This is a genomic window from Microbacterium sp. A94, from assembly GCF_051842855.1.
In the GTDB taxonomy this organism is placed as follows: Bacteria; Actinomycetota; Actinomycetes; order Actinomycetales; family Microbacteriaceae; genus Microbacterium.
Window position 1 is genome coordinate 612179 of record NZ_JBPXMU010000002.1, and the last position, 25727, is coordinate 637905.

Sequence of the window (25727 nt, forward strand, 5' to 3'; positions counted from 1 at the left end):
TCTTGACCCTAACGCCTTAGAGCACCGCGGATAGGAAGTCCCTGGTGCGCTGCTCCTGCGGGTCGCTGAACATCTGCTCGGGCGCGCCCTCTTCGACGATTCGTCCACTGTCGAACATCAGCACCCGGTTGGACACATCGCGCGCGAACTGCATCTCGTGCGTCACGATCAGCATGGTCACATCGGTGTCGCGGGCGACATCACGCAGGATGTTCAGCACCTCCCCGACCACTTCGGGGTCGAGGGCACTGGTGACCTCGTCGAGCAGCAGAATCTCCGGTTCCATCGCCAGCGCCCGCGCAATGGCGACGCGCTGCTGCTGCCCGCCGGACAGCTGCGTGGGATGCGCGTTCTCCTTGTCGGGCAGCCCGACCTTCTCCAGCAGCGCGCGTCCGCGTTTGATGGCCTCCCGCTTGGAGAGTCCGAGCACGTGCACGGGTGCCTCGATGATGTTCTCGATCACGGTCATGTTCGGGAACAGGTTGAACTGCTGGAAGACCATGCCGATGCGCTTGCGCATCTCGTTCTTGTGCTTTTCCTTCAGTTCGACGCGCTTACCGTCCTTCTCATAGTGCGTGAGAGGGCTGCCGTCGATGAGGACGTAACCCGCGTTCGCCTCCTCCAGCGTCATCACCAGGCGCAGGATGGTCGTCTTACCCGAGCCGCTCGGTCCGATCAGGGTCACCCGATCCCCGCGGCGCACGGTGAAGTCCAGGTCATGCAGCACGACGTGGTCGCCGAATCGCTTCTCCACCCTGTTGAACTGGATCGCCGGCACATCGCCGTCGTCCAGTGTGATCGCGCCGGTGTGGGCGTCAAGCGGTGGTGTATTCAAGACGTTTCTCCAATCGCCTGGCGAGCACCGAGCTCAGAAGGCTCGCCACCAGGTAGATGAGTCCGGCGAGGATGATCGCCTCGGCGTAGCGGAAGTTCTGGCCGCCGTACAGCTGTGCCTGGCGGACGAGTTCGGTCACGGTGATGACCATCAGGAACGGGGTGTCCTTGAACATCGAGATCACGTAGTTGCTGAGCGCCGGCAGAGTCGCGCGCAGCGCCTGCGGAATGATCACAGCCATCCAGGTGCGACCGGGCGACATCGACAATGCTGTGGTCGCCTCCCACTGACCCGGCGGCACCGCGTCGATGCCGGCCCGGTAGACCTCGGCCATATAGGTGGCGTAGTGGATGCCGATGATGATTGTTCCGAGTACGAGCGGAGGCACGCTCGTGAACACGTAATAGGCGAACAGCAGCTGCACGACGAGCGGCGTCATGCGGATGAAGTTCATCAGCAGGGTGATCACGGCAGCCACCGGTCGCGGCGCGGTACGACGCCCGAGTGCGATGATCAGGCCGAGCATGGCGGCAATGATGCTGCCGATGATCGTCACGACCAGCGTGACGGTGAAGAATTTGAGCAGTAGCTCGGGGAGCACCGCAGACGCGTGCTCCCAGCTCCAGAAATCGTTCATCCGAACTGGCCCGCCCCCTTGGCATCCGGGATCGGCGTGTTCATGATCGCATCCGACCACTTGCCGCCGTATCCGAGGCGATGTTTCGCGCGCGTCTCCAGTGCATTCATGGCGAGCGTGAGCACGTAGGCGATCGCGAAGTACACGAGAAGACCGAGCGTGTAGGCGAAGAAGACGTCAGTCTGTACGCGGAGTCGATTCAGCTCGGCGGTGAAATCGACGATCGTGATCAAGTACACGACGGCGGTTCCCTTCAGCAGCTGGATCAGCAGGTTGTTCAGTGAGGGAAGCATCAGCGCCCACGCCTGGGGGAAGATCACGCGCCACATCCGGTGGGTGCGCGACAAGCTCAATGCCGTCGTCGCCTCCCACTGGCCGGCAGGGACGGAGTTGATCGATCCGCGCACCACCTCGGCACCGTAGGCGCCGTAGTTCAAACCCAGGGCCAGGATGCCGGTGAAGACGGCGGGCAGCTCGAGGTTGAACGGGGGGAGAGGCAGCACGAAGAAGAAGAAGAACAGTTGTACCAGCAGCGAGGTTCCGCGGAACAGCTCGATGACGGTGCGGGCGATGCCCCGCAGGAAGATGTTCTCGAACCGTGCCAGCAGGCCGAAGCCGATGGCGACGATGATGGCCAGGAGGGCACCGCCCGCAGTCAGCTGCAGGGTGATGATGACCCCATCAACGAGATAGGGCAGCGCCCTCCAGAGCGCTTCGAAGTTCTCAGTCACGTCAGTGGATGCTGGCGCCTCAGCCGAGTTCGCCCGAGCACAGCTGCTCGGTGGTCAGGTCAGCCGGGGGCAGGTTCTCGGCCGTGAAGCCGAAGGGCTCAACCAGATCGAGGTAGGTCGCCTCGTCGGCGGTGATCTTCGCGAGCTCCGCGTTGTATGCCTCGAGCAGCTCGGTGTCCTCCTGGCGGAACACGGTGGCACCGGCACCGATCTGCTCGACACCGTCGATCTCCTGCACGAATGCGCCGGTGGTCTCGACGTCATCCATGCCTTCGGTCATCCAGTTCATCGACACGGCGGTCAGAGCGAAAGCATCCGCACGTCCCGACTGCACGATCTCGATACCTGCAGTCGCGCTGTCGACCGTCACGGTGCCGGCGATGCCGAGGTCCGCGGCGTAGCCCTCTTCGATCGCGCCGGACTGCACGGCGAGCGTGACGTCGCCGGCTGCGGCGATCGAGTCGAGGTCGCTCAGGCCCTTCGGGTTGCCAGCGGGCACGACGAGCGTGGTCGTGTACATGATCTCGGGATCGCTGAACGCGGCCTCGGCGCAGCGGTCGGGGAGGATCGACATACCGGCGCTGACGACATCCCAGCGGCCCGCGGCGAGACCGGGGATGAGCGAGTTCCAGTCGACCTCTTCGATCTTGATGTCGTCGATGCCGAGGTTTCCGAAGATCTCCTTGTGCATCGCGATGGTGGCGCCGGTCGGCTCGCCATCCTCGACCCACGAGTAAGGCTGCTCGGACGCGATCGCGAGGGTGATCGTGCCCTCTTCCTGCGCCTTCTCAAGCGTGGTCATGGTTTCGCTGCCCCCGCCGTCGCCGGAAGTGCCGCCGCCATCCGAGGCGCATCCGGCCAGAAGGCCGACGGTCAGTGTTCCGATGGCAGCTGTGGCGATGCCGAGTCGCGTCATTCGCTTGGTCATGATTTCCTCGCGTTCCGTATGAAATGTCGTAGGTCGGTGGGCTGCGTAGCCGCCGTAACCGTGCCCCAGACTATGGAATCTGTCGAGCGATGTACAGTCAGAACCGCAGATTGTCTACAGTTATACAAAACCGTGATCTTGCGGCAGACTGGAAAACCTTGCGTCGGCTTCGTTTCTGGGCGCTGAGGATCGACAATGAGATGTTCGCGGTTTGCGCGACGGCTGGAAGGGATGCACATGGCCTCACACACCCCTCGCGCGGTATCGCCGATCTCCATGGTCCGGGTGGCTCGTCCATCGACCGTCGACCTCATCACCGCAGAGTTGCGCAAGGCCATATTCACGGGCGCTCTGCCGGTGGGCAGCCCGATCGGTGAGGTCGAGATGTCATCGCAGCTCGGCGTCAGCCGCAGCCCCCTGCGGGAGTCGACACAGCGCCTGGTGCAGGAGGGATTGCTGACAGCATCCCCCGGGCGCGGCATGCGGGTCAGCGTTATCGGGCCCGAGCACGTCGCCGACGTCTATGACGCGCGTCTGGCGATCGAAGCGCAGGCGGCGCGGCTCATCATCCGATCGAAGTCAGCCTCGGCTCTGGATGCCCTGGAAAAGTCCTATGCGGACCTCGTCGAGATCAGCGAGGGTACGGATGCTCGCGCCATCGGCGACGCTGACATCGAGTTTCACCGGTTGCTCGTCGACTCGGCCGGAAGCAGGCGGCTGTCGCACTACATGGCGACTCTCGCAATCGAGACACGCATCGCCAGCCTGAGCGATCCGAACGGGTACACCGTCCGCCGGTCGGTTTCGGCCACGTACCGGGAACTGCTCGATGCGCTCGCCGCAGGCGATGCGGCATCCGCCTTCGCTGCGCTGGAGCGTCAGTTCAGCGAAGCGGTCAAGCGTCTCACCGGAAAAGATGACGGTGTCGACACCGTCGAGACCCCGGCCGATGAAGAGCCACCCGCTTTCGGGCCTATCGAGTTCGTCGAAGAGGTCTGAACCTCAGCCCTTCGGCGTCAGCACCAGCGTGTTGACGGTCGCCTCGTCGACGGCATCCGGAGTGAACGCCCACGGCGTCTGGACGCCGGCGGCCCAGTCCTCGGTCTGATCGACATAGTTCGGGTGGAAGGCGTGACCGGATGCCCCGCTGAGATGATTCCACGTCGAGTCGTCGAAGTTGGCCAGATCGATCACCATGCGCATCGACGGGACGGTCGTCGTGGCGTAGGACTCGCCGAGCTCCCAGCCGGTGGCATTGACAACGGACGCTCCGCCGCCGACCGGGTAGGGGCCACGGTTGAAGAGCATCTCGATCGGTGCGATTCCGGAGGATCCGAGGGTGTCGCTGGTGAGTGTGATGGCGTGCAGGCCACCCCAGTTCCACCGTGCGGTGGCCTCGCCCTGCAGCGAGACCAGCTCGTCGTAGGCTTGCTCGGCTGACAGCGCCAGCATCTCGTCCATGCTCGCGACGTCGATCTGCTCGTTCGTCCAGAGGGGGTCGGAGGGGTCATCGAGCATCCCGCCGACGACGAGGAACAGTCGCGCCTGGCTGTCGTGCGGCAGCGGCTCTGCACGATTGGCGAACAGGTTCATCACCAGGTTCTTCCACAGCACGTTGGCGTACGCAGCGCCGGCCGATGTGGGATTGTTCTGGGCGTCCCAGGTGCGCAGCAGCGCGACGGCCTCTTGCGGGCCGGCGCCGTCGACTTCGACCTCGCCCATCGCGGTGGCCAGCTTCTTGCCGATCCACATCTCGTTGTCGTTCTGGATGTCGCGCATGTCCTGTGCGGTGAGGGGAGCGAGCGCCGCACGGCGCTCGATCATGTGGGCGATACGCTCGGCTCGGTAGCCGTAGTCCCAGTCGCGCGAGAGGAAGTAGTCGTAGTCGTCAGTGACGATGGCGTTGTTCGCGGTGACGATGAACCCGGAACTGGGGTTGTACGAGACCGGAAGCTCTTCGAAGGGGATGAAACCCGTCCAGTCGTAGGCACTGTCCCAGCCCGGCTGCGGAAGCCAGCCGTCACCGGCGCCGCGGATGGGCAGGCGCCCGGGGGTCTGGTAGCCGATGTTGCCTTCGATGTCGGCGTAGATGAGGTTCTGTGCGGGAACATCGAACAGGGATGCTGCGCGCCGGAAGTCGTCGAAGTTCTGAGAGGTGTTCAGGGCGAAGATCGCGGACGCGGTTTTTCCGGGTTCGAGTGCGGTCCAGCGCAGACTCACCGCGACGTCGCCCGCGGGAATCTCCGGAGCACCGTCGAGGGGGAGGACAGTGCCGCCGGTTCCGACCACCGGGGTCTCTGCGATCGCGGTGAAATCGTCGACGAGCCCGGAGATGATCGGTCCGTGCACGGTGGAGCGGATGGTGAGATCGATGTCGTCGCCGCCGGCGACCTTGATGGTCTCCTCGCGGACGTCCATCGGCACAAGTGCGCCATCGCGCCAGTACTGATCGCCATCGACCTTCTCGATGTAGAGATCGGCGACGTCAGTGGTGAGGTTTGTGAAGCCCCAGGCGACCTGGCTGTTGTGGCCGATGACGACGCCGGGGAGGCCGGAGAACGAGAATCCGCCGACGTCGAACGGGCACTCGGCGCTGACGGTCGAGCAACGCAGCTGTACCTGGTGCCAGACGCTCGGGAGGGCAGCGCCGAGATGCGGGTCGTTGGCGAGGAGGGGCATCCCACTCTCGGTGAGTTCGCCAGAAACGACCCAGGAGTTCGAGCCGATGCCTTCGCCCACGTCGCCGATCAGCAGACTCGCGGCTTCGATGACGCTGTCGGCTTCGGCCCACTCGACGGTGGTGATCGCGGTCTGGATATCGGCGTCGTCGTCTGTGGTGACGGAAGCGGGGGCTGCGCCCGTGCCGTCCTCCAGCGGTTCAACGGTCGAGATTGTCGGGACGATGACGGGGTTCTTATCGAAGGGATACGCCGGATAGAGCTTCTCCAGCAGCGCCTGGCTGTCCGCGGCGGCGGTGTCGTCGCCAGCATCCGCCACGAGCAGCGCACGCTGAGTCTCGTCCTCGATGTTGGTGCGCAAGTCCCAGGCCATCGCCTTGAGCCAGGAGACGGAATCTGCCGGCTCCCATGGCTCGACCTCGTAGTCGGGGTTCTGTATTCCGAGAACGGCATATTCGAGCGAGAGGTCTGCGCCGTCGTGCGAGGCGAGGTAGGCGTTCACGCCCTCGGCGTAGGCGTCGTAGTAGCCCCGCGTCGTCTCATCGAGCGCTTCGACCTCTTGCTCGGCGGTATCGCGCCAGCCGAGCGTGCGCAGGAACATGTCAGTGCCGGCCTGCGATTCACCGAACATCTCGGCGACGCGGCCGCTGGTCACGTGACGGCGGAAGTCCATCTCGAAGAAACGGTCCTGGGCGTGCACGAATCCCTGTGCGTAGAACAGGTCGTGCGAGGAGTCGGCGGTGATGGTGGGGATGCCAAGCTCATCACGCTGCACGCTGACGGCTGTTTCCAGTCCGTCGACCTCGATCTCACCGGACGCCTGCGGGAACGAGCGCTGGATCGTCCACACGACGACGAAGGCGATGATCACCACGATCACGATAAGGGCTGCGACGACGCCGAACGCGATCCGCCCGATCTTCGCAGCGGGGAAGCGCGGCGCGTCGGGTTCCGGATATTCAGTCGTCATCGAGAGCTCTTTCGGGTAGGAGGGTGGGACTCGGTCTCACCGACCCCCGGAGTACGTTTCGGGACGCACTCTGTGATCCTATCCGGGGAAGGACTCTTCGTCAGGTTTGCGCGCGGATGTGCGTGTGCACCTGCGTCCGCGCCGGCACATTTGCAGGGCCGAAGCACGGACGCAGGGCGAAACGCCGACGGATGCCCCTGCAGGTGTGATCTCTCCCTGCAGGTGTGTCCGCGAACAGGATCAGTCGGTGCCGGAATCGAAGGCTGCGCCCTCGGATGCCGAGTCGACAGCGTCCGAGAGAGCGTCGTGTGTTCCGCCGGAGCCGGAGATCTCGGATGCCTCGCCCGCAGTGACGCGTCCGACGAGCTCGCCCGTGGCGCCGCCGACGAGGCCGAGGCCCGCGTACTGCTCGAGGCGCGAGCGCGAGTCGGCGATGTCGAGGTTGCGCATGGTGAGCTGGCCGATGCGGTCGACCGGACCGAAGGCCGCGTCACCGACGCGCTCCATCGACAGCTTCTCGGGTCCGTAGGAGAGGTTCGGGCTGGTGGTGTCGAGAATCGTCCAGTCGTCGCCGCGGCGGAGGCGGATCGTGACGGTGCCGGAGATGGTCAGGCCCACCCAGCGCTGGATCGACTCACGCAGCATGAGCGACTGCGGCTCGAGCCAGCGACCCTCGTACATCAGGCGACCGAGGCGTCGGCCCTGCTCGTGGTACGTCGCGAGGGTGTCTTCGTTCAGGATGCCGTTGACCAGGCGCTCGTACGCGATGAACAGCAGCGCCATGCCGGGGGCTTCGTAAATGCCACGCGACTTCGCTTCAATGATGCGGTTCTCGATCTGGTCGCTCATGCCGAGGCCATGGCGTCCGCCGATGGCGTTCGCCTCGAGGACGAGCGCGACGGGGTCGGTGTACTCAACGCCGTTGAGCGCGACGGGGCGGCCGCCATCGAACGTGACCGTGACATCTTCGATCTCGATCTCGACGGAGGGATCCCAGAACTTCACACCCATGATCGGGTCGACCGTCTCGAGCGAGACGTTCAGGTGCTCGAGGGTCTTCGCTTCGTGCGTCGCACCCCAGATGTTGGCATCGGTCGAGTACGCCTTCTCGGCGGCGTCACGGTAGGGGAAGCCGTGTTCGACGAGCCACTCGCTCATCTCCTGACGCCCACCGAGCTCGGTGACGAAATCGGCATCGAGCCAGGGCTTGTAGATGCGCAGGCGCGGGTTGGCCAGCAGGCCGTAGCGGTAGAACCGCTCGATGTCGTTGCCCTTGTAGGTGGAGCCGTCGCCCCAGATGTCGACGCCGTCTTCTTTCATGGCGCGCACGAGCATGGTGCCGGTGACAGCGCGGCCCAGCGGTGTGGTGTTGAAGTAGGTCTTGCCGCCGGAGCGGATGTGGAACGCGCCGCACTGCATTGCGACGAAGCCCTCTTCGACCAGCGCGGTCTTCGCATCGACGATCCTGGCGATCTCGGCGCCGTACTCGAGCGCACGCCCGGGGATCGACTCGATGTCGGTCTCGTCTGGCTGACCGAGGTCGCCGGTGTACGTGCAGGGGATCGCGCCCTTGTCGCGCATCCATGCGACGGCGACGGAGGTGTCAAGGCCTCCGGAGAAGGCGATGCCGACGCGCTCGCCGACGGGAAGTGACTGCAGGACCTTAGACATGGTCTCCATTCTATCCAGCGGGTGGGTATGCCCCGCCCGGAGCGTCATCAGCCCGGTCGCGGCATCCGCTCGTGTCCCAAATCCCAGACGCCCCGCGGCGTATGCGGCGTGTCGGATGCTGGACACGCCGCGGCCGACCCGATCCATCCGGGATCCGGCACGCCCTCACGACGCAGCCATGTCCGGTGGGCCAGATCAGATGATGTCGAAGTCGATTCCGAGTGCCTGGTACGTCGGCAGGGCGCGCCGGTCACAGGAAAGCAGGCGGATGCCGGATTCCCGTGCGGCCAGTGCCACGAATCCGTCATAGACCGCTCCGCCAGCGATTCCCGCGGCTGCGAGGAGTGAGACTGCCTCCATGGCGATTCTGGGTTCGAGCGACGGAACCAGGGAAAGTTCGCTCGATGATCTGTACGACTCGATCGGGGCTGATTCGCGCGGTGCCTGGCAATCTCGTCAGCACGGAGTAGGTCTCGAACAGGGCATGGCCGGACAGCCCGAGTATCAATCCCTGAGTTGTCCGGCTAACGGCTTCGTGGGCGCAATCGCCACGATCGCGGGCTTCGCGCTGGCGGATGCTGTCGGCCCTGAGTTCCGCGCTGGAGCCAGCGGCTTCGCCGCCGGAGCGCTGCTCGTCATGCTCGTTGACTCGATGGTTCCTGACGCCCAGTCCAAGGCGAAGGAGCTGACAGGCCTGGCAACGGTGCTCGGCTTTGCGCTCGTCGCGGGCCTGTCGCTGGGCGCATAGAGAACCAGCTTGGTCCGTGACCTGTGAGAAGAAGGTGGGGCGGATGCCGCAGCATCCGCCCCACCTTCTTCATCCAACTCGGCACAGAGAGAGATTTTTATGCCGGCGGCGTCTCAATGCTGAGTCGCCTTCTCGGCACCTACGCCGGTGAGCGAACGCACCTCCATCTCGGACTGCTTGGCGGGGTCTTCCTTGCTCTTGTCAAGGACCGTGCCGAGCCAGCCGAGGAAGAAGGCCAGCGGAATCGAGACGATTCCCGGGTTCGAGAGCGGGAAGATCGCGAAGTTGATGTCTTCCGTCTTCAGCATCGATGTCATGGAACCCGAGACGACCGGCGAGAAGATGATGAGGATGATCGCCGATGCGAGGCCACCGTACATGCTCCAGAGTGCGCCCTTGGTCGTGAAGCGCTTCCAGAACAGCGAGTAAACGATCGTCGGCAGGTTCGCCGATGCCGCCACTGCGAAGGCGAGGGCCACGAGGAAGGCGATGTTCTGCCCGTTCGCGCCGATACCGCCGATGATTGCCACGATGCCGATGATGACCACCGTGCGACGAGCGACCTTCATTTCGGAACCGGGAGCCGGCTTGCCCTTCTTTACGACGCTCGCGTAGATGTCGTGTGCGAACGACGCCGCCGCCGTGATGGTGAGTCCGGCGACGACCGCGAGGATCGTCGCGAAGGCGATTGCCGAGATGAGGCCGAGCAGCAACGGTCCGCCGAGCTCGAACGCGAGCAGCGGGGCCGCCGAGTTCGGGCCACCGGGGGCAGCCGCGATGACGTCGGCTCCGACGAGAGCAGCCGCACCATAACCGAGCACGAGCGTGAACAGGTAGAAGGTGCCGATCAGCCAGATCGCCCACACGACAGACTTGCGGGCTTCCTTCGCCGTAGGCACGGTGTAGAAGCGCATGAGCACGTGCGGCAGGGCCGCGGTGCCGAGCACCAGCGCAAGAGCCAGCGAAAGGAAGTCGAGCTGCGTGGCACCCGAGACGCCGTACTTCACGCCGGGGTTCAGGATCTCGACGTTGCCGGCTGCGGCTACCGCGTTATCGAGCAGCGTCGAGAAGTTGAAGCCATTGATCGCGAGCACCCACACCGTCATCACTGCGGCACCCGCGATGAGCAGCACCGCCTTGATGATCTGCACCCACGTGGTGCCCTTCATGCCGCCGATGAGCACATAGAGGATCATGAGCGCGCCGACGACAGTGATGACGATGGCCTGGCCGAGCTGGTCGCCGATGCCGAGCAGCAGCGAGACAAGCCCGCCAGCACCGGCCATTTGCGCGAGTAGGTAGAAGAAGCACACGACGAGTGTCGTGGTAGCTGCAGCGATGCGCACGGGCTTCTGCTTCAGGCGGAAGCTCAGCACGTCGGCCATCGTGAATTTTCCGGTGTTGCGCAGCAGCTCGGCGACGAGCAGGAGCGCCACGAGCCAGGCGACGAGGAAACCGATCGAGTAGAGGAACCCGTCGTAGCCGTTCATCGCGATCGCGCCGACGATGCCGAGGAAGGATGCTGCAGACAGATAGTCACCGGCGATGGCCGAGCCGTTCTGGCCGCCCGTGAACGATCGACCGGCTGCGTAGTAATCGGCGGCGGTCTTGTTGTTGCGGCTCGCACGGAACACGATGACCATCGTGATCGCGACGAACACGCCGAAGATGGAGATGTTCAGCCAGGGCTCGCCGGGCGAGGAGCCGGCGGTTTCGAAATGCAACATCAGTGGGTCGCCTCCTTGTCGGCGAATGTCTCGTCGGCTTCAATCTCTTCACGGATGTTCGCTGCGATGGGGTCGAGCTCTTTGTTGGCGTAGCGCACGTACCAGGTGGTCACGGCAAACGTGGTCACCACCTGCGCAAGGCCCATCAGGATCGCGATGTTGACGCTGCCGAATACGGGTGTCGACATGAAGTCGTGCGCGTAACTGGCCAGCAGCACATAGGCGAAATACCAGATCAAGCAGGCGAGGAGCACGGGAAAGACGAACTTTCGATGCTTCGAACGCAGTCGTTGGAACTCTTCGGACTTCTGCACCGCGGGGTAGTCGACGGGTGGCGCCGTCTCGTTCTCCGCGCTCAAGGCATCGTTGCCCATGGCGTCTCCTTCGGGGGTCATGGCGGGCGGGGCCCGGCCGCTGCGTGGTGCAGTCGGGCAACTATCGCGCGACTCGACACCGGCATGGGGCGCGCGCCGTTCGTCGTCGTTGAACGGCGGTCATGGTGCGACGAACGGCAGGAGGACGCCGACGAACGAATGATGAGTGGACGACGAGCGATGAGCGGTTACGCTGTCGTGCATGCCGGAGTCGATGCTTGCCGCTGCCGCGCTCGGTGCGCTGGCCGGTGCGCTCGCAGTCGGGCTCGTGCTGTTGTTGCGTCGTATCGTCGGCACCTCGAAAGACCTCGGCACCGAAGCTGAGCAGGCGACTTACCAGACGCTGCATCTGGCATCGCGGGCGGCGGAGCATCTGCGCGGGGGCATTGACGAGACTGACGCGGCCTTGGCGGTCAAGCACCTTCGCGCTCTGCTCGGGTGCGAGAGCCTCGCGATCGCCGACCGCTCCGGCATTATCGCCATTGATGGAGACGAGGCCATCCGTCCTGTCGCTGAACGCCTTGGCGCTGCAGCATCCGCGGGGAATCGATTGCAGGTGCAGCGACGTATTCGCATTGCCGCCGGAGAGATGGATGCTGTCGCTGCACCCATCCGCGGAAGCACCGGCCCGCTCGGGGCGATCGTTGCCTTCTCTTCGCCTGTGCGCGCGGGTCTTGTACGGGCCACAGGGGAAGTAGCCGCGTGGGTCGCGGCACAGGTGGAGCTCGGCGAACTTGATGCCTCGCGTGCGGCGCTCGCCGAGGCGGAGGTGCGGGGGCTGCGCGCGCAGATCAGCCCACACTTCATCTACAACTCCCTGAACGCGATCGCGTCGTTCATTAACACCGACCCCACACAGGCACGCGAGCTCGTGTTGGAGTTCGCTGATTTCACTCGCTACTCGTTCCGACGCCACGGTGATTTCACGACCGTCGCAGAAGAACTGCGATCGATCGACAGCTACCTGCGACTGGAGCGGGCCCGTTTTGGCGAGCGGCTGAAAGTCACCCTGCAAGTTGCACCTGAGGTGCTGCCAACGGTCGTGCCGTTCCTCTCCATTCAACCGCTCGTTGAGAATGCTGTGCGACACGGCCTCGAATCGAAAGAGGGTGGTGGACGCATCACGATCACGGCCGCGGACTCTGGCGCCTTCGCCGACATCAGCGTTGAAGACAACGGCGTCGGCATCGACCCCGAGGTGCTCGCCCTGGTGCTCGCTGGCGGCCCGGCCGACGGTGAGCATGTGGGAGTGCGCAATGTCGACGCGCGCCTGCGCCAGGTATACGGCGACGAGTTCGGCCTCGTGGTCGAGACGAACATCGGTGCCGGTACGCTCGTGCGCATGCGAGTGCCGAAATCGGGGCCGAGGCGTCCCACGGTCCCTGCATCCACCGACGGGAGAGGTGAATCATGATCTCCGTGCTCATCGCCGATGACGAGCAGCCCGCTATTACTGAGCTTGCGTTCCTGCTTGCGCAAGACCCCCGGGTAGGCGTGATCCATCAGGCGTCGTCCGGGTCAGAGGCGATCCGTCTGCTGGCCAGGGAGTCGGTGGATGCGGCATTTCTCGATATTCACATGCCGGGGCTTACGGGCTTCGACCTCGCGCGGGCGCTTGCCCGGTTCGAGCGCAGTCCGGTACTCGTGTTCGTTACTGCAGACGAAGAAGGAGCGCTCGAGGCCTTTGACCTCGCTGCGGTCGACTACTTACTCAAGCCCGTTCGTACCGAGCGGCTGCACCGTTCGATCGGTCGTATTGTTGAGGCGTTGAAGGTGGGTCAGGCGCGACAGATGAGCGACGAAGCATCCGCCGCGCCTGAAATGATTGCGGTCACTCTCGGCAGTACGACCCGGATGATTCGACTCGACGACGTGCGATATGTGCAGGCGCAGGGCGACTATGCCCGGCTGCACACGGAGGAAGCGAGCTATCTCGTGCGAGTGCCGATGGGGGATCTTGAGCGGCAATGGGCGGATGCTGGTTTCGCGCGGGTGCACCGTTCCTATCTCGTGTCACTGCCGCATCTCAGCCGGATTCGGCTGGGAGGCGACCGGCCGAGTGTCACTATCGGACAAGCCGAACTGCCGGTGAGTCGGCGGCTGCTGCCGGCGCTACGCTCCCGACTCGACCAGGCGGTCATCCGCCCGCGGCAATGAACGATATGACAGCGTCCGGTGAGGACGATGTGCCAGAGTCTGGTGAGGGCGACGGATCGCCTGAGCAACCCGCGAGCACGCCCGCACGCGTGCGCGTCACGGCTCCCAGTACCGGTGTGGCCGGAGCAACCACTCGCCCGTTACCGCACCTGGGTCTTCTCGGGCCCACCAGCGATATTGCGGGTGTCTACGTACGCTCACTCATCCGCTCGCAACTGCGACTCGCGGTCGTCTTCGCCGTAGGATTCGTGGTCGCCACGACGCTCTTCGTGCTCGCAATCGTGCTGGTGCCTGGCCTTGATTCGAGCTATCTCTTCGGTGTTCCGGTGTCATGGCTGCTGCTCGGCGTCGGCATCTACCCCCTGACGCTCACTGTCGCAGGTCTCTACGTGCGCGTCGCGTCGCGCAACGAGGCACGCTACCGCTCACTGACGGAGCCGGAGTGAACTCTTTCATCGGCTACGCGGCGATCGCCGCCGTCGCCCTCACCTCGACACTCATCGCTTTTTTTGGTCTACGGATCTCGCGCACGACGAGCGACTTCTACGTCGCTTCGCGCACGGTGCGGCCGTGGTGGAACGCTTCGGCCATCGGTGGCGAGTATCTCTCTGCGGCCTCGTTCCTCGGCATCGCCGGGCTCATCCTGTTGCAGGGTTCTGACGGCCTGTGGTTTCCGATCGGCTATACGGGCGGCTACCTCATGCTCTTGTTCTTCGTCGCAGCTCCGCTGCGACGGTCAGGTGCGTACACGATCTCCGACTTCACTGAGGCGCGCCTCGAATCGAGGTGGGCGCGACGCGTCACCTCGACGCTCGTGATCGTTATCGGGTGGTTCTACATCGTGCCGCAGTTGCAGGGAGCGGCGCTCACGGTGCGCATCACGACGGGACTGCCGTCATGGGCCGGTTCGGTCGCGGTTGCCGTACTGGTCGCCGTCATCGTCGCGGCGGGCGGCATGCGCTCGATCACTTTCGTGCAGGCTTTTCAGTTCTGGCTGAAGCTGACAGCGCTCGCCGTGCCGGTCGTCGTACTCCTGCTCGTGCTCGGTGGCGGCGACCCGCCCGAACAGCTCACGCCGGCCGAGGCATTTCCACCGGCTGTCGGTCCCGGTGACCTTGATATCTACCGCACCGTGTCACTCATGGTCGCGCTGCTGCTGGGCACTCTCGGTCTGCCCCACGTGCTTGTGCGCTTCTACACGAATCCCGATGGTGTTGCAGCCCGACGTACGACCGTCATCGTGCTCGCCCTGCTGTCGGTGTTCTACCTCTTCCCCACCGCATTCGGGCTGCTCGGGCGGGCATTCGCGCCGGATCTGGCTCTTTCGGGCGAGGCTGATGCCCTCGTGCTTTTACTGCCCGGCCGTCTCATTCCAGGCCTCGTCGGCGACCTGCTCACGGCGCTGGTCATCGCCGGCGCGTTCGCTGCCTTCCTCTCAACGTCGTCAGGCCTCGTCGTCTCGCTCGCGGGTGTGATCAGCCAAGACCTGCTCGGCGGTAGTGTGCGCGGTTTCCGCATCGCGGCGATCGCATCGTCACTCATCCCGCTTCTTGTTGCGCTCGCGACCGATTCCGCGGGCCTCGCTGGCAGCGTTGGGCTCGTCTTCGCGTTTACGGCATCAACGCTGTGCCCCATGCTGATTCTCGGAATATGGTGGCGCGGTCTGACTGCTCGTGGCGCAGTCTCGGGAATGCTTGCGGGGGCGTCGCTCTCTGGCATCGCCATCCTCGGGGGTCCGTTGCTGTCGTCGGTGGTCCCTGCCCTGGCTCCGTTTCTCGAGCAGCCAGCGGCCTGGACCGTGCCAATCTCCGTGATCGTGATGGTGTTTGTCTCTCGCGGTGACCGTCGCGGCGTGCCGCGCGACACCGACGCGTTCCTCACCCGCCTGCACGTGCCAGAGTCCAGATGACGCTGCTCGGGCCTCGCAGGAGGCGACCGGCTCAGTACCCCGGGTACTCCTGCATCCGCTCCTGGAACTCTGCCTGATCGGCCTCGCTGAGCAGCTCCGGTGCCAGGAAGTAGATCTGCAGACCCTCCAGCGGCTCGCCGGTTCGGTCGTGCTGCGCCTGGCGCTCGCCGAGGAACTCGCCCGTGCGGTCGTTGGAGAGGTCGTACGTCACCGCGTAGAACCGCATCGGGTCGGGGTAGTTGTCGGTGTACGCCTCCCAGGTGTGCTGGGTGTACGGGTCGGTGCTGCCGTAGAAGCGCTCCAGGATCGTGTCATCCAACCCGGATGCCGGATCGTTGAACGAGTACAGGTCGTACATGCCGTAGTCGGTGAGCACCTCTTCGATGACGGCCAGGACCATGAGTTTCTGCTCGTAGTCCTGAATGGGCTCCTTCGTCATCCACGACGCCGAGGTGTACTGCACCAGCATCGACTCGCCGCCGTAACCGTTGCGCTCCGGCCGCAGCACCTCGTCGCCCGCCTGGGTCCAGGTGTAGCCATACCGCGATGTCAGCCGCTCACGGACTTCAGCCAGCGCTTCGTTACTGAGGCGCTGCACCTGCTCCAGAGACATCTGACCGAGGACCGTGTTCGCCGATGTGCCCTTGATTCCCGGAAAAGCCTCTGCGTGCTTCTGATCCGCGGTCTTCTCGCCCTGATAGCTGCCCGATGCTGACGTCTGCACAGCGCTCATCGCTCCGACCGTCGCCACATTCAGCAGCAGGGTGATGACCAGGGCGGATGCCCCGAGCATCCGACCTCGTGGTGAAGCCAGCGCCGCGATCACGACCCCGACCACGACCAGTTGCAGCGTCAGCAGCGTGACGCCGTAAAGCAGGTCGGTGCCGCCGGAGAGCAGGGTGGCCAGCAGAATCAGTGCGAACAGGACCGCCGATCCCAGCGCCGCCCAACCGATCGCATTCGCCGGTTGCCGCTGCGCTCGGGCCGCTTCCGCTATCGAACTGACGATCGGCGATGGCGGCGTGCCATACGGGGCTGAACCATCGGTGCGACGAGCGCCGTGATAACCACCGGGCGGCGGTACCGGGGGAGCGCCGGCCGCATCGGCAACGTAGCGGGCGCGCTGCGGCTCTACCATGGCTTATCCGTCCCGCCGCCGGGGGTATCTTGCTCGCCCTGCTGATTCTGTTCGCGCTCCTCGGCGCCCTGCTCGAGCTTCTCCTGAAGCTCGTCGAGCTTGTCCTGATCGGGCTGCTGCGGCTGGTCCTCCTCGCCACCCTCGTCGCCCTGACCTTCCGGCGGCGGCTGCTGGCTCTGCTGCTGCTTCTCCTGCAGACGATCACCCAACTCGTCGAGTGAGTCCTGCATACTGCGATCCGGATCAGGCGACTGCCGATCGGCCTCGTCGCTGTTGCACTCCTTCGGAGTCTCCGCCGTGATCAGCAGCGCTTGACCGTACAGATCGGTCGCACCGATCCCGTCACCGTCGTCGAGGGCGGCGTCCCCTTGCCGTTCGATGACGAGCGCGAGGTTCACCCGGACGGCGCACACCTCGAGTCCGTTCGCCAGCGGCAGCGCCTCCTCGAACTTCACGCGTGCACGATCGAGCTCGTCAGCGCCGGCCAGAGCGGTGCCCACGTTGTAGGGGGCCTTGTACGGCTCGAACCAGTTGAGAAACTCCTGACCCTCGGCCGCCGCCTGCGCACCCGCATAGTCCGCGACGACGTAGGAGGTGACGGCCTGGTGCGCGAAGGCGTACATGCTCAGCAGCTTGCCTACGAACAGCAGCGCCGCCAGCGTCAGCGGCAGAGTGCCGATCATCACCCAGCGCCGCACGGTGCGACGGCGGCGATTCGACGCGATCAGAGCGGCCGCTTCGGAGGTCATCGGGCACCTCCTCTCATCGCCAGCCCGCGCATCTGCGCAATGAGCATGGTCGCTCGTGCCAGTTCCACGCCCAGCAGCACGACGAGCACGAGAGCGAAGATCCAGTAGAGCTCGATCACATTGCCGACTGACCCGGCATCCGAATACGTCGTGGTCGTCGTCGGCGCTTCCGGGAGGTCGATCGCGGTGTCTGCTGTGCGCAACTGGTAGCTCACGCCGAGTTCACCGGCGATGGTCTGCAGGTTTGCGTCGTCGATCACTGACAGGGCAGGCGCGCCCAGATACTCGATGTAGTCGCCGCCGAGTCCGGTGACGTCTCCGGTCGTGATCTTCATCGGCCCACCTTGGCTGGTGCCGTATCCGAGCACCGCACCCGTGTCGACATACTGCGCGCTACCCGCGAATGACTCCGGTTCGCTCGTGGCCGTCTGCTCGCCGTCGCCGAGGTAGAACACCATGCGCGAGCGATCGGATGCCGACTCCGCCGCCGCCGCGAGCGTTTCGCGCAGCATCCCGCTGGCAATGCCGATCGAACTGCCGCGTGATTGCGATGTGACTTCCGGATGCAGGATCTCCAGCGACGACATCAGTGCGGTGGTGTCGGTCGTCAGCGGAAGACGCAGTTCGGATGTCGCATCGAACGTGATCAGCGCGAAGCGCGCCCCGGGGTACTCGTCGACGATGGACTGCACATCGGCACGGACGCCCTCCAGCCGCTGTTCGGTGCCGTTCCAGTCCTCGGCGACGATGCTCGCGGTGGTGTCGACGACGATCACGATATCGGTCTGAGTGGCGAGAGTCTGGGTCGTGCCGCCGGGGATGCCTGGACGCAGCAGCATCGCAAAACAGGCGAGCAGCAGCACCAGTCGCAGTGCCCAGAGCCAGCGTGGCGTCTTGCCGACGGGCCGGGGTGCGACCAGCATCCAGATCACCAGGAACACCACCGGTGCGAACAGCAGCACCAGCAGGAAGACGTTGAGGACGGGTTGAAAGATCACAGTCTGACCCTCCACAGCAGCACGACGAATCCGAGCCCGGCGACCAGCAGCACCGCGATCCACAGGTTCGGTGTGTCCGTCCACACCACCTGCGCCTGCCCGCGCAGCTGCGTGGCATCCTGCTCCTGAACGTCCCGGATGACGTCTGCGACCGTTGTGGTGTCGCGCAGCCCGTAGGTCTGGCCGCCGGTCACCTCGGTCGCAGCGATCAGCTCGTCACTGATCTGCGTGTTCACACCCTGCACCGGGTTCAGTGCGAAGACGCGCACACCGACGGATGCGGCATAGGCGGCTGCTTCTTCGAGGCTGACGATGGATGCTCCGGCGACCTCATTGTCCGTGGCCAGAATGATCGACCGGCTGCGCTCGTCATCGAGATGATCGAAGCGCATGGCGCACGAGGCCAGGCCGTCGCCGATGAGGGAGGCGCCGGGGCCGTTGAGGGTGCCGACCCAGTGCTCGGGGATCTCCTCCATGTAGTCGAAGCTCGACCGGATGCTCTCCAGGTGCGTGCGGATGAAGTCGTAATCATCGGTCAGCGGAAACACCTGCACCGGAGATGAGTTGAAGATGGTGAGTCCGATGCGCTCGCCCTCGAGCCCGCTGAGCAGTTCCTCGAAAACGGCGAGCACCTCGACGTCGACATCGCTCATCGAGCCGGAGACATCCAGGCAGAGCATGATGTCACGACTGGTGTTGACGGGCTGGATCGTCTCGGATGACATCGGACGCGCGGCGACGACCCCGCCGACGGATGCAGCAACGACACCCAGTGCGAGCACGCCGACGAGGGCCGCCGTGCGCCGACGCACAGCCTGCTGGAATGAGCCCAGTTCTCGCAGCCGCTCCGCGCGGGCGATGGGTGCACTGGGGGCGCTGTTGTGGCGCGCACTGCGGCGCAGGCCCAGGATCAGGCCGATCGCGATCGCTGTCAGGATGATGGCGGCGGCGATGAGGAGCATCCACCAGTTCGCTAGTGCCACGACGCCACCACCCTGCGTGCGGCTTCCACACCGGCGATCGGGTCGATGGCCGGATCGCGGCGGAAGATGCTTGGGTAGTAGTACCGGTTCATCGCGTCGATGAGTTCGGGCTGGACACCGAGCTTCTTGAGGTCCTCGAGCGCGAGGACCGGGGCTTCCAGGCCGCTGTACTCATTGACGAACGTGCGCACCACACGGCTGAGTTCGAGGTTCGCCCTCCGAGCCGATAGCGATCCGGCCCGGTAGTCCGCCTCGATCTGACCGATGCGGACGTCATATTCCATTCGGAGCATATTGAGCGCTTCGCCCGTGAGAGGTATGCGCTGCTGCTGCGGATCCAGGGCGACGAGGCCTCGCCGCGGGCGGGTGAGGAGGATCGGCACCCATGCCGCCAGACACAGCAGCGCCAACACAGCCAGAGCCAGCAGCAACCATCCCCAGCCGTACTGGGCGGGTGGATAGAGCTCGTCAGGAGCGGACATGCGCCCTCCGGTTCAGCATGCGCAGCAGTTGCGCGACCGCGTCATCCTGAGTGTCGAGGGTGGCATGGCTGATTTCGAGCCGATCGAGGAGCCGGGTGCGGTGCTCGGCGGCCGCGAGCGTCTGCGCCTGCAGCTCGTCCAGCACCTCATGGTCGCCGTGCACGAAGTCGGGAACGCTCCAGCGGGTGTCCACATCGCGTCGGCGACGGCCGTCCCGCGCGCGGCGCCTGTCGGAGGGAAGCACCGGGTCGGCATCGTTCAGCGTGACCCACAGCACGTCATGCTGCGCGCGGAGTCGGCGCAGCATCCGCTCGGTTCCATCTGTGACCGGAGCATCGTCCGTGATCACGACCACGATGCAGCGGCGCGCGATCGTGCGGGCGACGAATGAGAGCAGCGCATCACGGTCGCTGGGCGCGGCGGTGCTTGAAACCGCGTCGTCGATCGTGCGGAGGGCGTGTTCGAGGGCGCCCTCGCTACGCCCGGGAGCGCGATGCCGGATACGAGCACTGTCGCCATGCACGAGGGTGAAGTCGTCGCCGTGGCGCAGCGCCAGGATCCCGAGGGCTCCCATCGCCAGGATTGCGAGGTCCTTCTTCGGTCGCTCATCGTGGGCGAGTGCTGTCATCCCGCGCCCGGTGTCGACGACGAACAGCACGGTGTGCATGCGGTTGGCGCGGTGGCGTTTGACCAGGGGAGTGCCGAGCCGAGCCGTCGCACGCCAGTCGATGTCGCGCACCTGATCGCCGTACTCGTACGCGCGCAGGTCTTCGAAGTCGAGGCTGCGCCCGTGCAGCAGCGATGCGTAGGCGCCATCGAGCGCGTGCATCGACTTCTGCGATGAGTGGATGAAGAGCTTGCTCTTCACCTGGGTGATCAGACTGGCCATGGCGGACTACGGCGTCGGCACCGCGCCGAAGATCTGGTCGATGATCTCTTCACTGCGGATGCCCTCAGCATCCGCTTCGAACGTCAATAGCACCCGGTGGCGCAGGACGACATGGCGGAGGGTGCGGATGTCTTCCGGGATGACATGCGTGCGGCCGCCCAGCAGCGCGAGCGCGCGGGACGCCTGCAGAAACGCGATACTCGCCCGGGGGCTGGCACCGTACTTGATGTAGCGGGCGCGATCCTCGCCGATGTAGGGGCCGGGGTTACGGGTGACATACGCGATCGAGACGATGTAGTTGCGGATCGCGTCATCCACATAGATGCGGGATGCCACGTCCTGCAGCATCCGTACGTCGTCCAGGGAAACGGCGCTGGCGACGTGCCGTTCCGGGTCGAGCACGCCCGAATCGATGCGTCCGAGGATCTCGAACTCGTCGGCGGGGCTCGGGTAGTCGACGATCTCCTTCAGCAGGAACCGGTCCATCTGCGCCTCGGGCAGCTCATAGGTGCCCTCCTGCTCGATGGGGTTCTGCGTGGCGATGACGAGGAAGGGCTTCGGCAGGTGGTGCACCTCTCCGCCGATGGTGGTCTGGTGCTCCTGCATCGCCTCGAGCATCGCGGACTGCGTCTTGGCGCTGGAGCGGTTGATCTCGTCGAGCAGCACGAAGTTCGCGTGCACCGGACCCAGGACCGTGCGGAACGAGCTGTTCGCCGCGTCATAGATCTGGTTGCCGGTGATGTCGCTGGGCAGGAGATCGGGCGTGCACTGGATGCGCTTGAAGCTGGCCTTGATCGTGTCGGCCAGGGTGGACGCGGCGGTGGTCTTCGCCAGGCCGGGCACGGATTCGAGCAGGATGTGGCCGCCGGCGATGAGAGAGACCAGCAGGCTGGTGCGCAGCCGCTCCTGACCGACCATCTTCGCCGAGTACGCGTCGGAGATCACCCGCAGGACCTCGCTCGCGCGCGCCATCTCCGCGTCGCTGGGTCCTGCCTCGGCCGCTGGCGCCGCGCCGCGCGCTCGCACCGAATCGTTCCCTGGTGCGGAACCGTTCCCTGCCTGCGCCGAACCGTTCCCTGGCGCCGAACCGTTCCCTGAGCTTGTCGAAGGGGCGGAGCCCATCTCTACACCCGTCGGCACCGATGTGATCGGCGCTGCAGCCGGTGGTGGCGGCGGGGGCGGAGCCGACGAACCGCTGTTCGAAGCGAAGTGGGGCTGGGTCATCTGGGTCTCCTCAGTTGCATCCGGGAGACGCGCGGCTTCTGTCCCCCGTTGAAAAGGGTAACCCGTGCGCCCTGCTGCTGCTCCGGTCGCACTTCGTGCTGCTCTAACGCGCTTTTAGCGACCTAAAGTGCGACCGGAGCGGCGGGCACGACCGCAACACCGTCGGGAGCGCCGCGCCGGCGGCCGACCCACACCACGAACGCGGCGACCGCGACGATCGCAAGGGCGATGCCGACGATGTAGCCGGCCACGCCGAGGTATCCACCCTGCAGATGCGGGTCGAGGAACGGATACGGGTACCACCACGGATCTCCGCTCGCCGGGGCGATGATGAGGTTCGCGCGGATGAGCGTGTACCCCGCCCACACGACGGGGAAGATGGCCGCCACGGCCACGGTGCTCCACGGCAGCAGCCGACGCTTCGGCGCGAACAGCACATCGGCCAGTAGGAAAAGCGGGAACACGACGTGCAGCACCTCATTCGACCACGGCACGGTCATGCCCTGGGGGAGCTCGACATTTCGCAGCAGCGTGTTGTAGACGATGCCGGTGACGATCATGTACGTGCTCACGCAGGTCAGCAGCACGGCCAGTCCGCGCGGTTCGACTCGGCGGTCACGCCCCCTTGTCAGAGTCCAGACCGCGAGGATCACCAGGACGATGGCGCCGAGAAGGTTCGACAGGACCGTGAAGAAGCTGAGGAAGTTCGTGACGACGGTCGGGATGTGCGATCCCCATTCGGTCGGGGCAGCGCGGCTGTTGGCGACCGTCAAAGAGAGCTGGGCGATGATGGCGGCGAGAGTGAGCCCCGCGGCGCCGAATCGCACGTATGGCCACCAGCGAGTCATTGTTCCTCCGCGCAAACTGTAACCTCCGGTCGCACTTCGTGTCGCTATTACTCCGGAATAGCAGCGTCAACTGCGACCGGAGTGGGGCAGGTAATGCGACCGGAGCGGGGCAGGTACTGCGACCGGAGCGGACAGGTAGCAGCGGCGCGAGCGTCAACGGACGGCACGCACAGCCCGTTCGCTAAGATAGAAGAGCCCGAATCGGGCCAGCTCATCTGCCGGTGCAAGCCCGGCGAAAGCACAGGCAAAACCCAGGGGGTTCACCCATGCCAGGAATTGTGATCGTCGGAGTCCAGTGGGGCGACGAGGGCAAGGGAAAGGCTACCGATCTGCTCGGTGACCGCACCGACTGGGTGGTGAAGTTCAACGGCGGCAACAACGCCGGGCACACGGTCGTCATCGGTGACGAGAAGTATGCGCTGCATCTGCTGCCCAGTGGCATCCTGTCTCCTGGCGTCACGCCGGTGATCGGAAACGGCGTCGTCGTCGACCCCGAGGTGCTTTTCCAGGAACTGGACGCGCTGTCCGAGCGCGGAATCGATGTGTCCAAGCTCAAGCTGAGCGCCAACGCGCACATCATCACGCAGTACCACCGCACCCTCGACAAGGTCACCGAGCGTTTCCTCGGCAAGCGTCAGATCGGCACCACCGGCCGCGGCATCGGCCCGGCGTACGCCGACAAGATCAACCGTGTCGGCATCCGTGTGCAAGACCTGTTCGACGAGAGCATCCTGCGCCAGAAGGTGGAGGGCTCCCTCGAGCAGAAGAACCACCTGCTGGTGAAGATCTTCAACCGCCGCGCGGTCACGGTCGACGAGATCGTCGAAGAACTGCTGTCGTACGCCGAGCGGCTGCGCCCCATGGTCGCCGACACCGGTCACCTCATCGCCGAAGCGCTCGAGCGCGGGGAAGTCGTCGTGTTCGAGGGCGGCCAGGCCACCATGCTCGACATCGACCACGGCACCTACCCGTTCGTGACGTCGTCCACGGCGACGGCTGCGGGCGCGGCAGCCGGATCCGGCGTCGGACCGGGATCCCTGGACCGCATCGTGGGCATCGTCAAGGCGTACACGACGCGCGTAGGCTCCGGGCCTTTCCCGACCGAGCTCTTCGACGAGACCGGTGAATGGCTCCGTCAGACCGGCGCCGAGTTCGGCGTGACCACCGGTCGTGATCGCCGCGTCGGTTGGTACGACGCCCCGATCACCCGCTACGCCACTCGCATCAACGGCATCACCGACCTCGTGCTCACCAAGCTCGACATCCTCACCGGGCTCGAGCAGATTCCGGTGTGCGTCGCCTACGACGTCGATGGTGAGCGCTTCGACGATGTGCCGGTGAACCAGTCGGCCTTCCATCACGCGAAGCCGATCTACGAGAACTTCCCCGGGTGGACCGAGGACATCTCGAAGGCCCGCACTTTCGAGGATCTGCCGAAGAACGCCCAGGACTACGTGCTCGCGCTCGAGAAGATGAGCAAGACGCGTATTTCGGTGATCGGCGTGGGCCCTGCTCGCGATCAGGTGATCGTCCGCCACGACCTCGTGGACTGACAGGCACCGGTCGCGCTGTGGGTGGAGCCTGCTCGCGCTGTGCGGGCCGCGCCCAGCAGGCGGGGTGTCCGGTATGGTCACTGAATCGCGGCGGATGCGGCAATTCGTGACACCTCCCAGATCGAGCACTTCGGCGAGGTGTCAGGTATGGTCGCTGAGCCAGGTCGGATGCGGCACTCCGCGACACCTCCCTAGATGCCGCACATGAGGAGACGCGCATGACGCAGTTCTGGGTCGGCGGCTACGGCGCCGACATGGGTGGGGATGCCACGGGCATCGGCCTGCTCGAAGGGGATGAGGGGCGCGAGCCCACCACCCTCGCCTACCGCGGTGCCGTCGCGGATGCTGCGTCGCCATCATGGCTGGCCCGGCATCCCTCGCACGACGTCGTCTACGCAGCGCTCGAAGGCGCAGGTCACGTGCGCGCGTACCGGCGCTCGGGCGAGCGCACTCTCACGCCGATCGGCCGTTTTGTCGAGGCGGGCGCCGCCGTCTGCCACCTTGCCGTGGCCCCGAATGGTGCGTATCTGATCGCCAGTTGCTATGGCGATGGGCGCATCGTGCGCATCGGGTTGGATGCGGCCGGCGGACTGCTCGCACCATCGATCTCGGATGCTGCAACCGACCCCTATTCGCCGGACTCCCCGGATGCCGGGGACTTCACCGGCGGCGTGCAGCTGACCGAGCAACTGGCGCTGTTCCGGCAGTTCGAGGCGGATGCTGCCGCCGAGGCCACCGCGGAAAGCGACCTGCTGTCGGCAGCCATGGCCTCGGCCGGGTTCGCGGAGCCAGCGTGGGAAGCGGCCGGACGTGCGGCCGGGGCGGCCGAAGCGGCCGAATCCGTCGCGGAGCCGGAGCCCGCGGCATCCACCCGCACCTCGCACGCTCACGCTGCCGCTTTCCTCGCCGACGGCCGGATCGCGACGACCGACCTCGGGTTCGACCTTGTCCGCATCTGGCGGGTTTCGACGAGCTCGGGTGCGCTGCTGCTCGATCACGAGATTGTGCTGCCGTTCGGGGTCGGCCCGCGGCACATGGTCGTGCATCCGAGTGGACACCTGCACGTGCTGACGGAGTACTCCGGCGAAGTCTTCACGCTCGCCGCAGGAGCTGACGGCCGCTGGGGCATCGTCTCGGCGACTCCGGTGAGCCCGGCCGTGCAGGTTGGCGTCGACTTCGCGGCGGGACTGTCGCGCTCCCGGGACGGCGCGACCCTCTACGCCGGAGTGCGCGGCAGCAACACGATCGCCGCGTTGCGGGTGCGCGGTGCCGGCGAGATCGTCGAGCCGTTCGCGCTCGCCGAATCCGGGGTCGACTGGCCGCGGCACCACCTGGTCCACGACGGCGCCCTCCTGGTCGCCGGGCAGAGGTCGAACGACATCAGTGTCCTCGACCTCGACGAGCGCACGGGTGCGCCACGGGGCATCCGGCACCGCGCCCAGGCGCCCGCGCCCACCAGCATCCTGCTCGCCTGACCCCCTGACTCGCCCCCTCCCGG

The 25727-nt window shown here is 65.4% G+C and carries 25 protein-coding genes; 8 read left to right on the forward strand and 17 right to left on the reverse strand.

Annotated elements, in window-relative coordinates:
- Window positions 1-16: 16 nt before the first annotated feature.
- Genes ehuA through ACSU1L_RS08845 form a run of 4 tightly spaced genes read right to left on the reverse strand, consistent with a single transcriptional unit; the run spans window position 17 to window position 3131 of the window.
- Window positions 17-799 carry an ectoine/hydroxyectoine ABC transporter ATP-binding protein EhuA gene (ehuA, locus tag ACSU1L_RS08830; RefSeq protein WP_438253054.1) on the reverse strand — a complete coding sequence of 261 codons (783 nt, stop codon included), beginning with the start codon at window positions 797-799 and terminating at the stop codon, window positions 17-19.
- A gap of 16 nt (window positions 800-815) precedes the next feature.
- A complete protein-coding gene (gene ehuD / locus ACSU1L_RS08835; protein ID WP_438252489.1) occupies window positions 816-1472 on the reverse strand; it encodes an ectoine/hydroxyectoine ABC transporter permease subunit EhuD in 657 nt (218 codons plus the stop codon).
- Window positions 1469-2203, reverse strand: coding sequence for an ectoine/hydroxyectoine ABC transporter permease subunit EhuC (ehuC, locus tag ACSU1L_RS08840; RefSeq protein WP_439255473.1), 735 nt, complete (start codon window positions 2201-2203; stop codon window positions 1469-1471). Before ehuC ends, ehuD begins: the two co-directional genes overlap by 4 nt.
- 19 nt (window positions 2204-2222) lie before the next feature.
- Window positions 2223-3131: a transporter substrate-binding domain-containing protein gene (locus tag ACSU1L_RS08845; protein ID WP_439255474.1), complete on the reverse strand. Its 909-nt coding sequence runs from the start codon at window positions 3129-3131 to the stop codon at window positions 2223-2225.
- Between the two features lie 237 nt (window positions 3132-3368).
- Between ACSU1L_RS08845 and ACSU1L_RS08850 the strand changes: the two genes are divergently transcribed.
- Window positions 3369-4130: a GntR family transcriptional regulator gene (locus ACSU1L_RS08850; protein ID WP_439255475.1), complete on the forward strand. Its 762-nt coding sequence runs from the start codon at window positions 3369-3371 to the stop codon at window positions 4128-4130.
- Between the two features lie 3 nt (window positions 4131-4133).
- Here the strand turns inward: ACSU1L_RS08850 and ACSU1L_RS08855 are convergent, their stop codons facing one another.
- From ACSU1L_RS08855 to ACSU1L_RS08865, 3 genes are all read right to left on the reverse strand, one after another.
- Window positions 4134-6779 (reverse strand): penicillin acylase family protein, encoded by a 2646-nt coding sequence (locus ACSU1L_RS08855; protein ID WP_439255476.1) that lies wholly within the window; start codon window positions 6777-6779, stop codon window positions 4134-4136.
- Between the two features lie 240 nt (window positions 6780-7019).
- Entirely contained in the window at window positions 7020-8450 is a 1431-nt protein-coding gene (gene argG, locus ACSU1L_RS08860; RefSeq protein WP_439255477.1) for an argininosuccinate synthase, read from the reverse strand.
- A 195-nt stretch (window positions 8451-8645) separates the two neighbouring features.
- Window positions 8646-8810: a hypothetical protein gene (locus ACSU1L_RS08865; RefSeq protein WP_438252495.1), complete on the reverse strand. Its 165-nt coding sequence runs from the start codon at window positions 8808-8810 to the stop codon at window positions 8646-8648.
- On the opposite strand from ACSU1L_RS08865, the gene ACSU1L_RS08870 reads away from it, so the two are divergent.
- Complete coding sequence (locus ACSU1L_RS08870) at window positions 8809-9198, forward strand: hypothetical protein (RefSeq protein ID WP_439255479.1); 390 nt, start codon at window positions 8809-8811, stop codon at window positions 9196-9198. The genes ACSU1L_RS08865 and ACSU1L_RS08870 overlap by 2 nt on opposite strands.
- Before the next feature lie 113 nt (window positions 9199-9311).
- Here ACSU1L_RS08870 and ACSU1L_RS08875 read toward each other — a convergent pair whose 3' ends face one another.
- Window positions 9312-10925, reverse strand: coding sequence for a solute symporter family protein (locus tag ACSU1L_RS08875; RefSeq protein WP_438252497.1), 1614 nt, complete (start codon window positions 10923-10925; stop codon window positions 9312-9314).
- Window positions 10925-11299, reverse strand: a complete 375-nt coding sequence (locus ACSU1L_RS08880; RefSeq protein ID WP_438252498.1) for a DUF485 domain-containing protein — start codon at window positions 11297-11299, stop codon at window positions 10925-10927. The genes ACSU1L_RS08875 and ACSU1L_RS08880 overlap by 1 nt, the downstream gene beginning before the upstream one ends.
- Window positions 11300-11501: 202 nt before the next feature.
- Here ACSU1L_RS08880 and ACSU1L_RS08885 point away from each other — a divergent pair, with 202 nt between their 5' ends.
- From ACSU1L_RS08885 to ACSU1L_RS08900, 4 genes are read left to right on the forward strand one after another with little or no spacing between them, the layout of a single operon-like run.
- Window positions 11502-12713 carry a sensor histidine kinase gene (locus tag ACSU1L_RS08885; protein WP_438252499.1) on the forward strand — a complete coding sequence of 404 codons (1212 nt, stop codon included), beginning with the start codon at window positions 11502-11504 and terminating at the stop codon, window positions 12711-12713.
- Window positions 12710-13456: a LytR/AlgR family response regulator transcription factor gene (locus ACSU1L_RS08890; RefSeq protein ID WP_439255480.1), complete on the forward strand. Its 747-nt coding sequence runs from the start codon at window positions 12710-12712 to the stop codon at window positions 13454-13456. Before ACSU1L_RS08885 ends, ACSU1L_RS08890 begins: the two co-directional genes overlap by 4 nt.
- Complete coding sequence (locus ACSU1L_RS08895; RefSeq protein WP_439255481.1) at window positions 13453-13902, forward strand: hypothetical protein; 450 nt, start codon at window positions 13453-13455, stop codon at window positions 13900-13902. The genes ACSU1L_RS08890 and ACSU1L_RS08895 overlap by 4 nt, the downstream gene beginning before the upstream one ends.
- A complete protein-coding gene (locus ACSU1L_RS08900; RefSeq protein WP_439255482.1) occupies window positions 13899-15365 on the forward strand; it encodes a sodium/solute symporter in 1467 nt (488 codons plus the stop codon). Before ACSU1L_RS08895 ends, ACSU1L_RS08900 begins: the two co-directional genes overlap by 4 nt.
- 31 nt (window positions 15366-15396) lie before the next feature.
- Here ACSU1L_RS08900 and ACSU1L_RS08905 read toward each other — a convergent pair whose 3' ends face one another.
- The 8 genes from ACSU1L_RS08905 to ACSU1L_RS08940 all read right to left on the reverse strand — a co-directional run bounded on the left by ACSU1L_RS08905 (window position 15397) and on the right by ACSU1L_RS08940 (window position 22676).
- Window positions 15397-16503, reverse strand: coding sequence for a hypothetical protein (locus tag ACSU1L_RS08905; RefSeq protein ID WP_439255483.1), 1107 nt, complete (start codon window positions 16501-16503; stop codon window positions 15397-15399).
- A complete protein-coding gene (locus ACSU1L_RS08910; protein ID WP_439255484.1) occupies window positions 16497-17252 on the reverse strand; it encodes a hypothetical protein in 756 nt (251 codons plus the stop codon). Before ACSU1L_RS08910 ends, ACSU1L_RS08905 begins: the two co-directional genes overlap by 7 nt.
- Window positions 17249-18250 carry a vWA domain-containing protein gene (locus tag ACSU1L_RS08915; protein WP_439255485.1) on the reverse strand — a complete coding sequence of 334 codons (1002 nt, stop codon included), beginning with the start codon at window positions 18248-18250 and terminating at the stop codon, window positions 17249-17251. Before ACSU1L_RS08915 ends, ACSU1L_RS08910 begins: the two co-directional genes overlap by 4 nt.
- Window positions 18247-19233 (reverse strand): VWA domain-containing protein, encoded by a 987-nt coding sequence (locus ACSU1L_RS08920; protein WP_439255486.1) that lies wholly within the window; start codon window positions 19231-19233, stop codon window positions 18247-18249. The genes ACSU1L_RS08915 and ACSU1L_RS08920 overlap by 4 nt, the downstream gene beginning before the upstream one ends.
- Window positions 19224-19715, reverse strand: a complete 492-nt coding sequence (locus ACSU1L_RS08925; RefSeq protein ID WP_439255487.1) for a hypothetical protein — start codon at window positions 19713-19715, stop codon at window positions 19224-19226. The genes ACSU1L_RS08920 and ACSU1L_RS08925 overlap by 10 nt, the downstream gene beginning before the upstream one ends.
- Window positions 19702-20604, reverse strand: coding sequence for a DUF58 domain-containing protein (locus ACSU1L_RS08930; RefSeq protein ID WP_439255488.1), 903 nt, complete (start codon window positions 20602-20604; stop codon window positions 19702-19704). Before ACSU1L_RS08930 ends, ACSU1L_RS08925 begins: the two co-directional genes overlap by 14 nt.
- Before the next feature lie 6 nt (window positions 20605-20610).
- Window positions 20611-21576 (reverse strand): AAA family ATPase, encoded by a 966-nt coding sequence (locus ACSU1L_RS08935; protein ID WP_439255604.1) that lies wholly within the window; start codon window positions 21574-21576, stop codon window positions 20611-20613.
- Between the two features lie 374 nt (window positions 21577-21950).
- Window positions 21951-22676: a Pr6Pr family membrane protein gene (locus ACSU1L_RS08940; protein WP_439255489.1), complete on the reverse strand. Its 726-nt coding sequence runs from the start codon at window positions 22674-22676 to the stop codon at window positions 21951-21953.
- Between the two features lie 266 nt (window positions 22677-22942).
- On the opposite strand from ACSU1L_RS08940, the gene ACSU1L_RS08945 reads away from it, so the two are divergent.
- The gene (locus tag ACSU1L_RS08945; protein WP_438252510.1) at window positions 22943-24229 is read left to right on the forward strand and encodes an adenylosuccinate synthase; all 1287 of its coding nucleotides are present in this window, start codon (window positions 22943-22945) and stop codon (window positions 24227-24229) included.
- A 218-nt stretch (window positions 24230-24447) separates the two neighbouring features.
- Entirely contained in the window at window positions 24448-25704 is a 1257-nt protein-coding gene (locus ACSU1L_RS08950) for a lactonase family protein (protein WP_439255490.1), read from the forward strand.
- The last annotated feature ends 23 nt before the right edge of the window (window positions 25705-25727 follow it).

What these genes read in the sequence shown, in the direction of transcription:
- ACSU1L_RS08885 (WP_438252499.1), top strand. Translation starts at nt 11,502, where the DNA reads ATGCCGGAGTCGATGCTTGCCGCTGCCGCGCTCGGTGCGCTGGCCGGT.
- ACSU1L_RS08855 (WP_439255476.1), bottom strand. Translation starts at nt 6,779, where the DNA reads ATGACGACTGAATATCCGGAACCCGACGCGCCGCGCTTCCCCGCTGCG.
- ACSU1L_RS08945 (WP_438252510.1), top strand. Translation starts at nt 22,943, where the DNA reads ATGCCAGGAATTGTGATCGTCGGAGTCCAGTGGGGCGACGAGGGCAAG.
- ACSU1L_RS08925 (WP_439255487.1), bottom strand. Translation starts at nt 19,715, where the DNA reads ATGTCCGCTCCTGACGAGCTCTATCCACCCGCCCAGTACGGCTGGGGA.
- argG (WP_439255477.1), bottom strand. Translation starts at nt 8,450, where the DNA reads ATGTCTAAGGTCCTGCAGTCACTTCCCGTCGGCGAGCGCGTCGGCATC.
- ACSU1L_RS08905 (WP_439255483.1), bottom strand. Translation starts at nt 16,503, where the DNA reads ATGGTAGAGCCGCAGCGCGCCCGCTACGTTGCCGATGCGGCCGGCGCT.
- ACSU1L_RS08935 (WP_439255604.1), bottom strand. Translation starts at nt 21,576, where the DNA reads ATGGCGCGCGCGAGCGAGGTCCTGCGGGTGATCTCCGACGCGTACTCG.
- ACSU1L_RS08890 (WP_439255480.1), top strand. Translation starts at nt 12,710, where the DNA reads ATGATCTCCGTGCTCATCGCCGATGACGAGCAGCCCGCTATTACTGAG.
- ACSU1L_RS08895 (WP_439255481.1), top strand. Translation starts at nt 13,453, where the DNA reads ATGAACGATATGACAGCGTCCGGTGAGGACGATGTGCCAGAGTCTGGT.
- ACSU1L_RS08850 (WP_439255475.1), top strand. Translation starts at nt 3,369, where the DNA reads ATGGCCTCACACACCCCTCGCGCGGTATCGCCGATCTCCATGGTCCGG.
- ACSU1L_RS08910 (WP_439255484.1), bottom strand. Translation starts at nt 17,252, where the DNA reads ATGACCTCCGAAGCGGCCGCTCTGATCGCGTCGAATCGCCGCCGTCGC.
- ACSU1L_RS08875 (WP_438252497.1), bottom strand. Translation starts at nt 10,925, where the DNA reads ATGTTGCATTTCGAAACCGCCGGCTCCTCGCCCGGCGAGCCCTGGCTG.
- ACSU1L_RS08845 (WP_439255474.1), bottom strand. Translation starts at nt 3,131, where the DNA reads ATGACCAAGCGAATGACGCGACTCGGCATCGCCACAGCTGCCATCGGA.
- ACSU1L_RS08880 (WP_438252498.1), bottom strand. Translation starts at nt 11,299, where the DNA reads ATGGGCAACGATGCCTTGAGCGCGGAGAACGAGACGGCGCCACCCGTC.
- ACSU1L_RS08930 (WP_439255488.1), bottom strand. Translation starts at nt 20,604, where the DNA reads ATGGCCAGTCTGATCACCCAGGTGAAGAGCAAGCTCTTCATCCACTCA.
- ACSU1L_RS08865 (WP_438252495.1), bottom strand. Translation starts at nt 8,810, where the DNA reads ATGGAGGCAGTCTCACTCCTCGCAGCCGCGGGAATCGCTGGCGGAGCG.
- ACSU1L_RS08950 (WP_439255490.1), top strand. Translation starts at nt 24,448, where the DNA reads ATGACGCAGTTCTGGGTCGGCGGCTACGGCGCCGACATGGGTGGGGAT.
- ehuD (WP_438252489.1), bottom strand. Translation starts at nt 1,472, where the DNA reads ATGAACGATTTCTGGAGCTGGGAGCACGCGTCTGCGGTGCTCCCCGAG.
- ACSU1L_RS08870 (WP_439255479.1), top strand. Translation starts at nt 8,809, where the DNA reads ATGGCGATTCTGGGTTCGAGCGACGGAACCAGGGAAAGTTCGCTCGAT.
- ACSU1L_RS08940 (WP_439255489.1), bottom strand. Translation starts at nt 22,676, where the DNA reads ATGACTCGCTGGTGGCCATACGTGCGATTCGGCGCCGCGGGGCTCACT.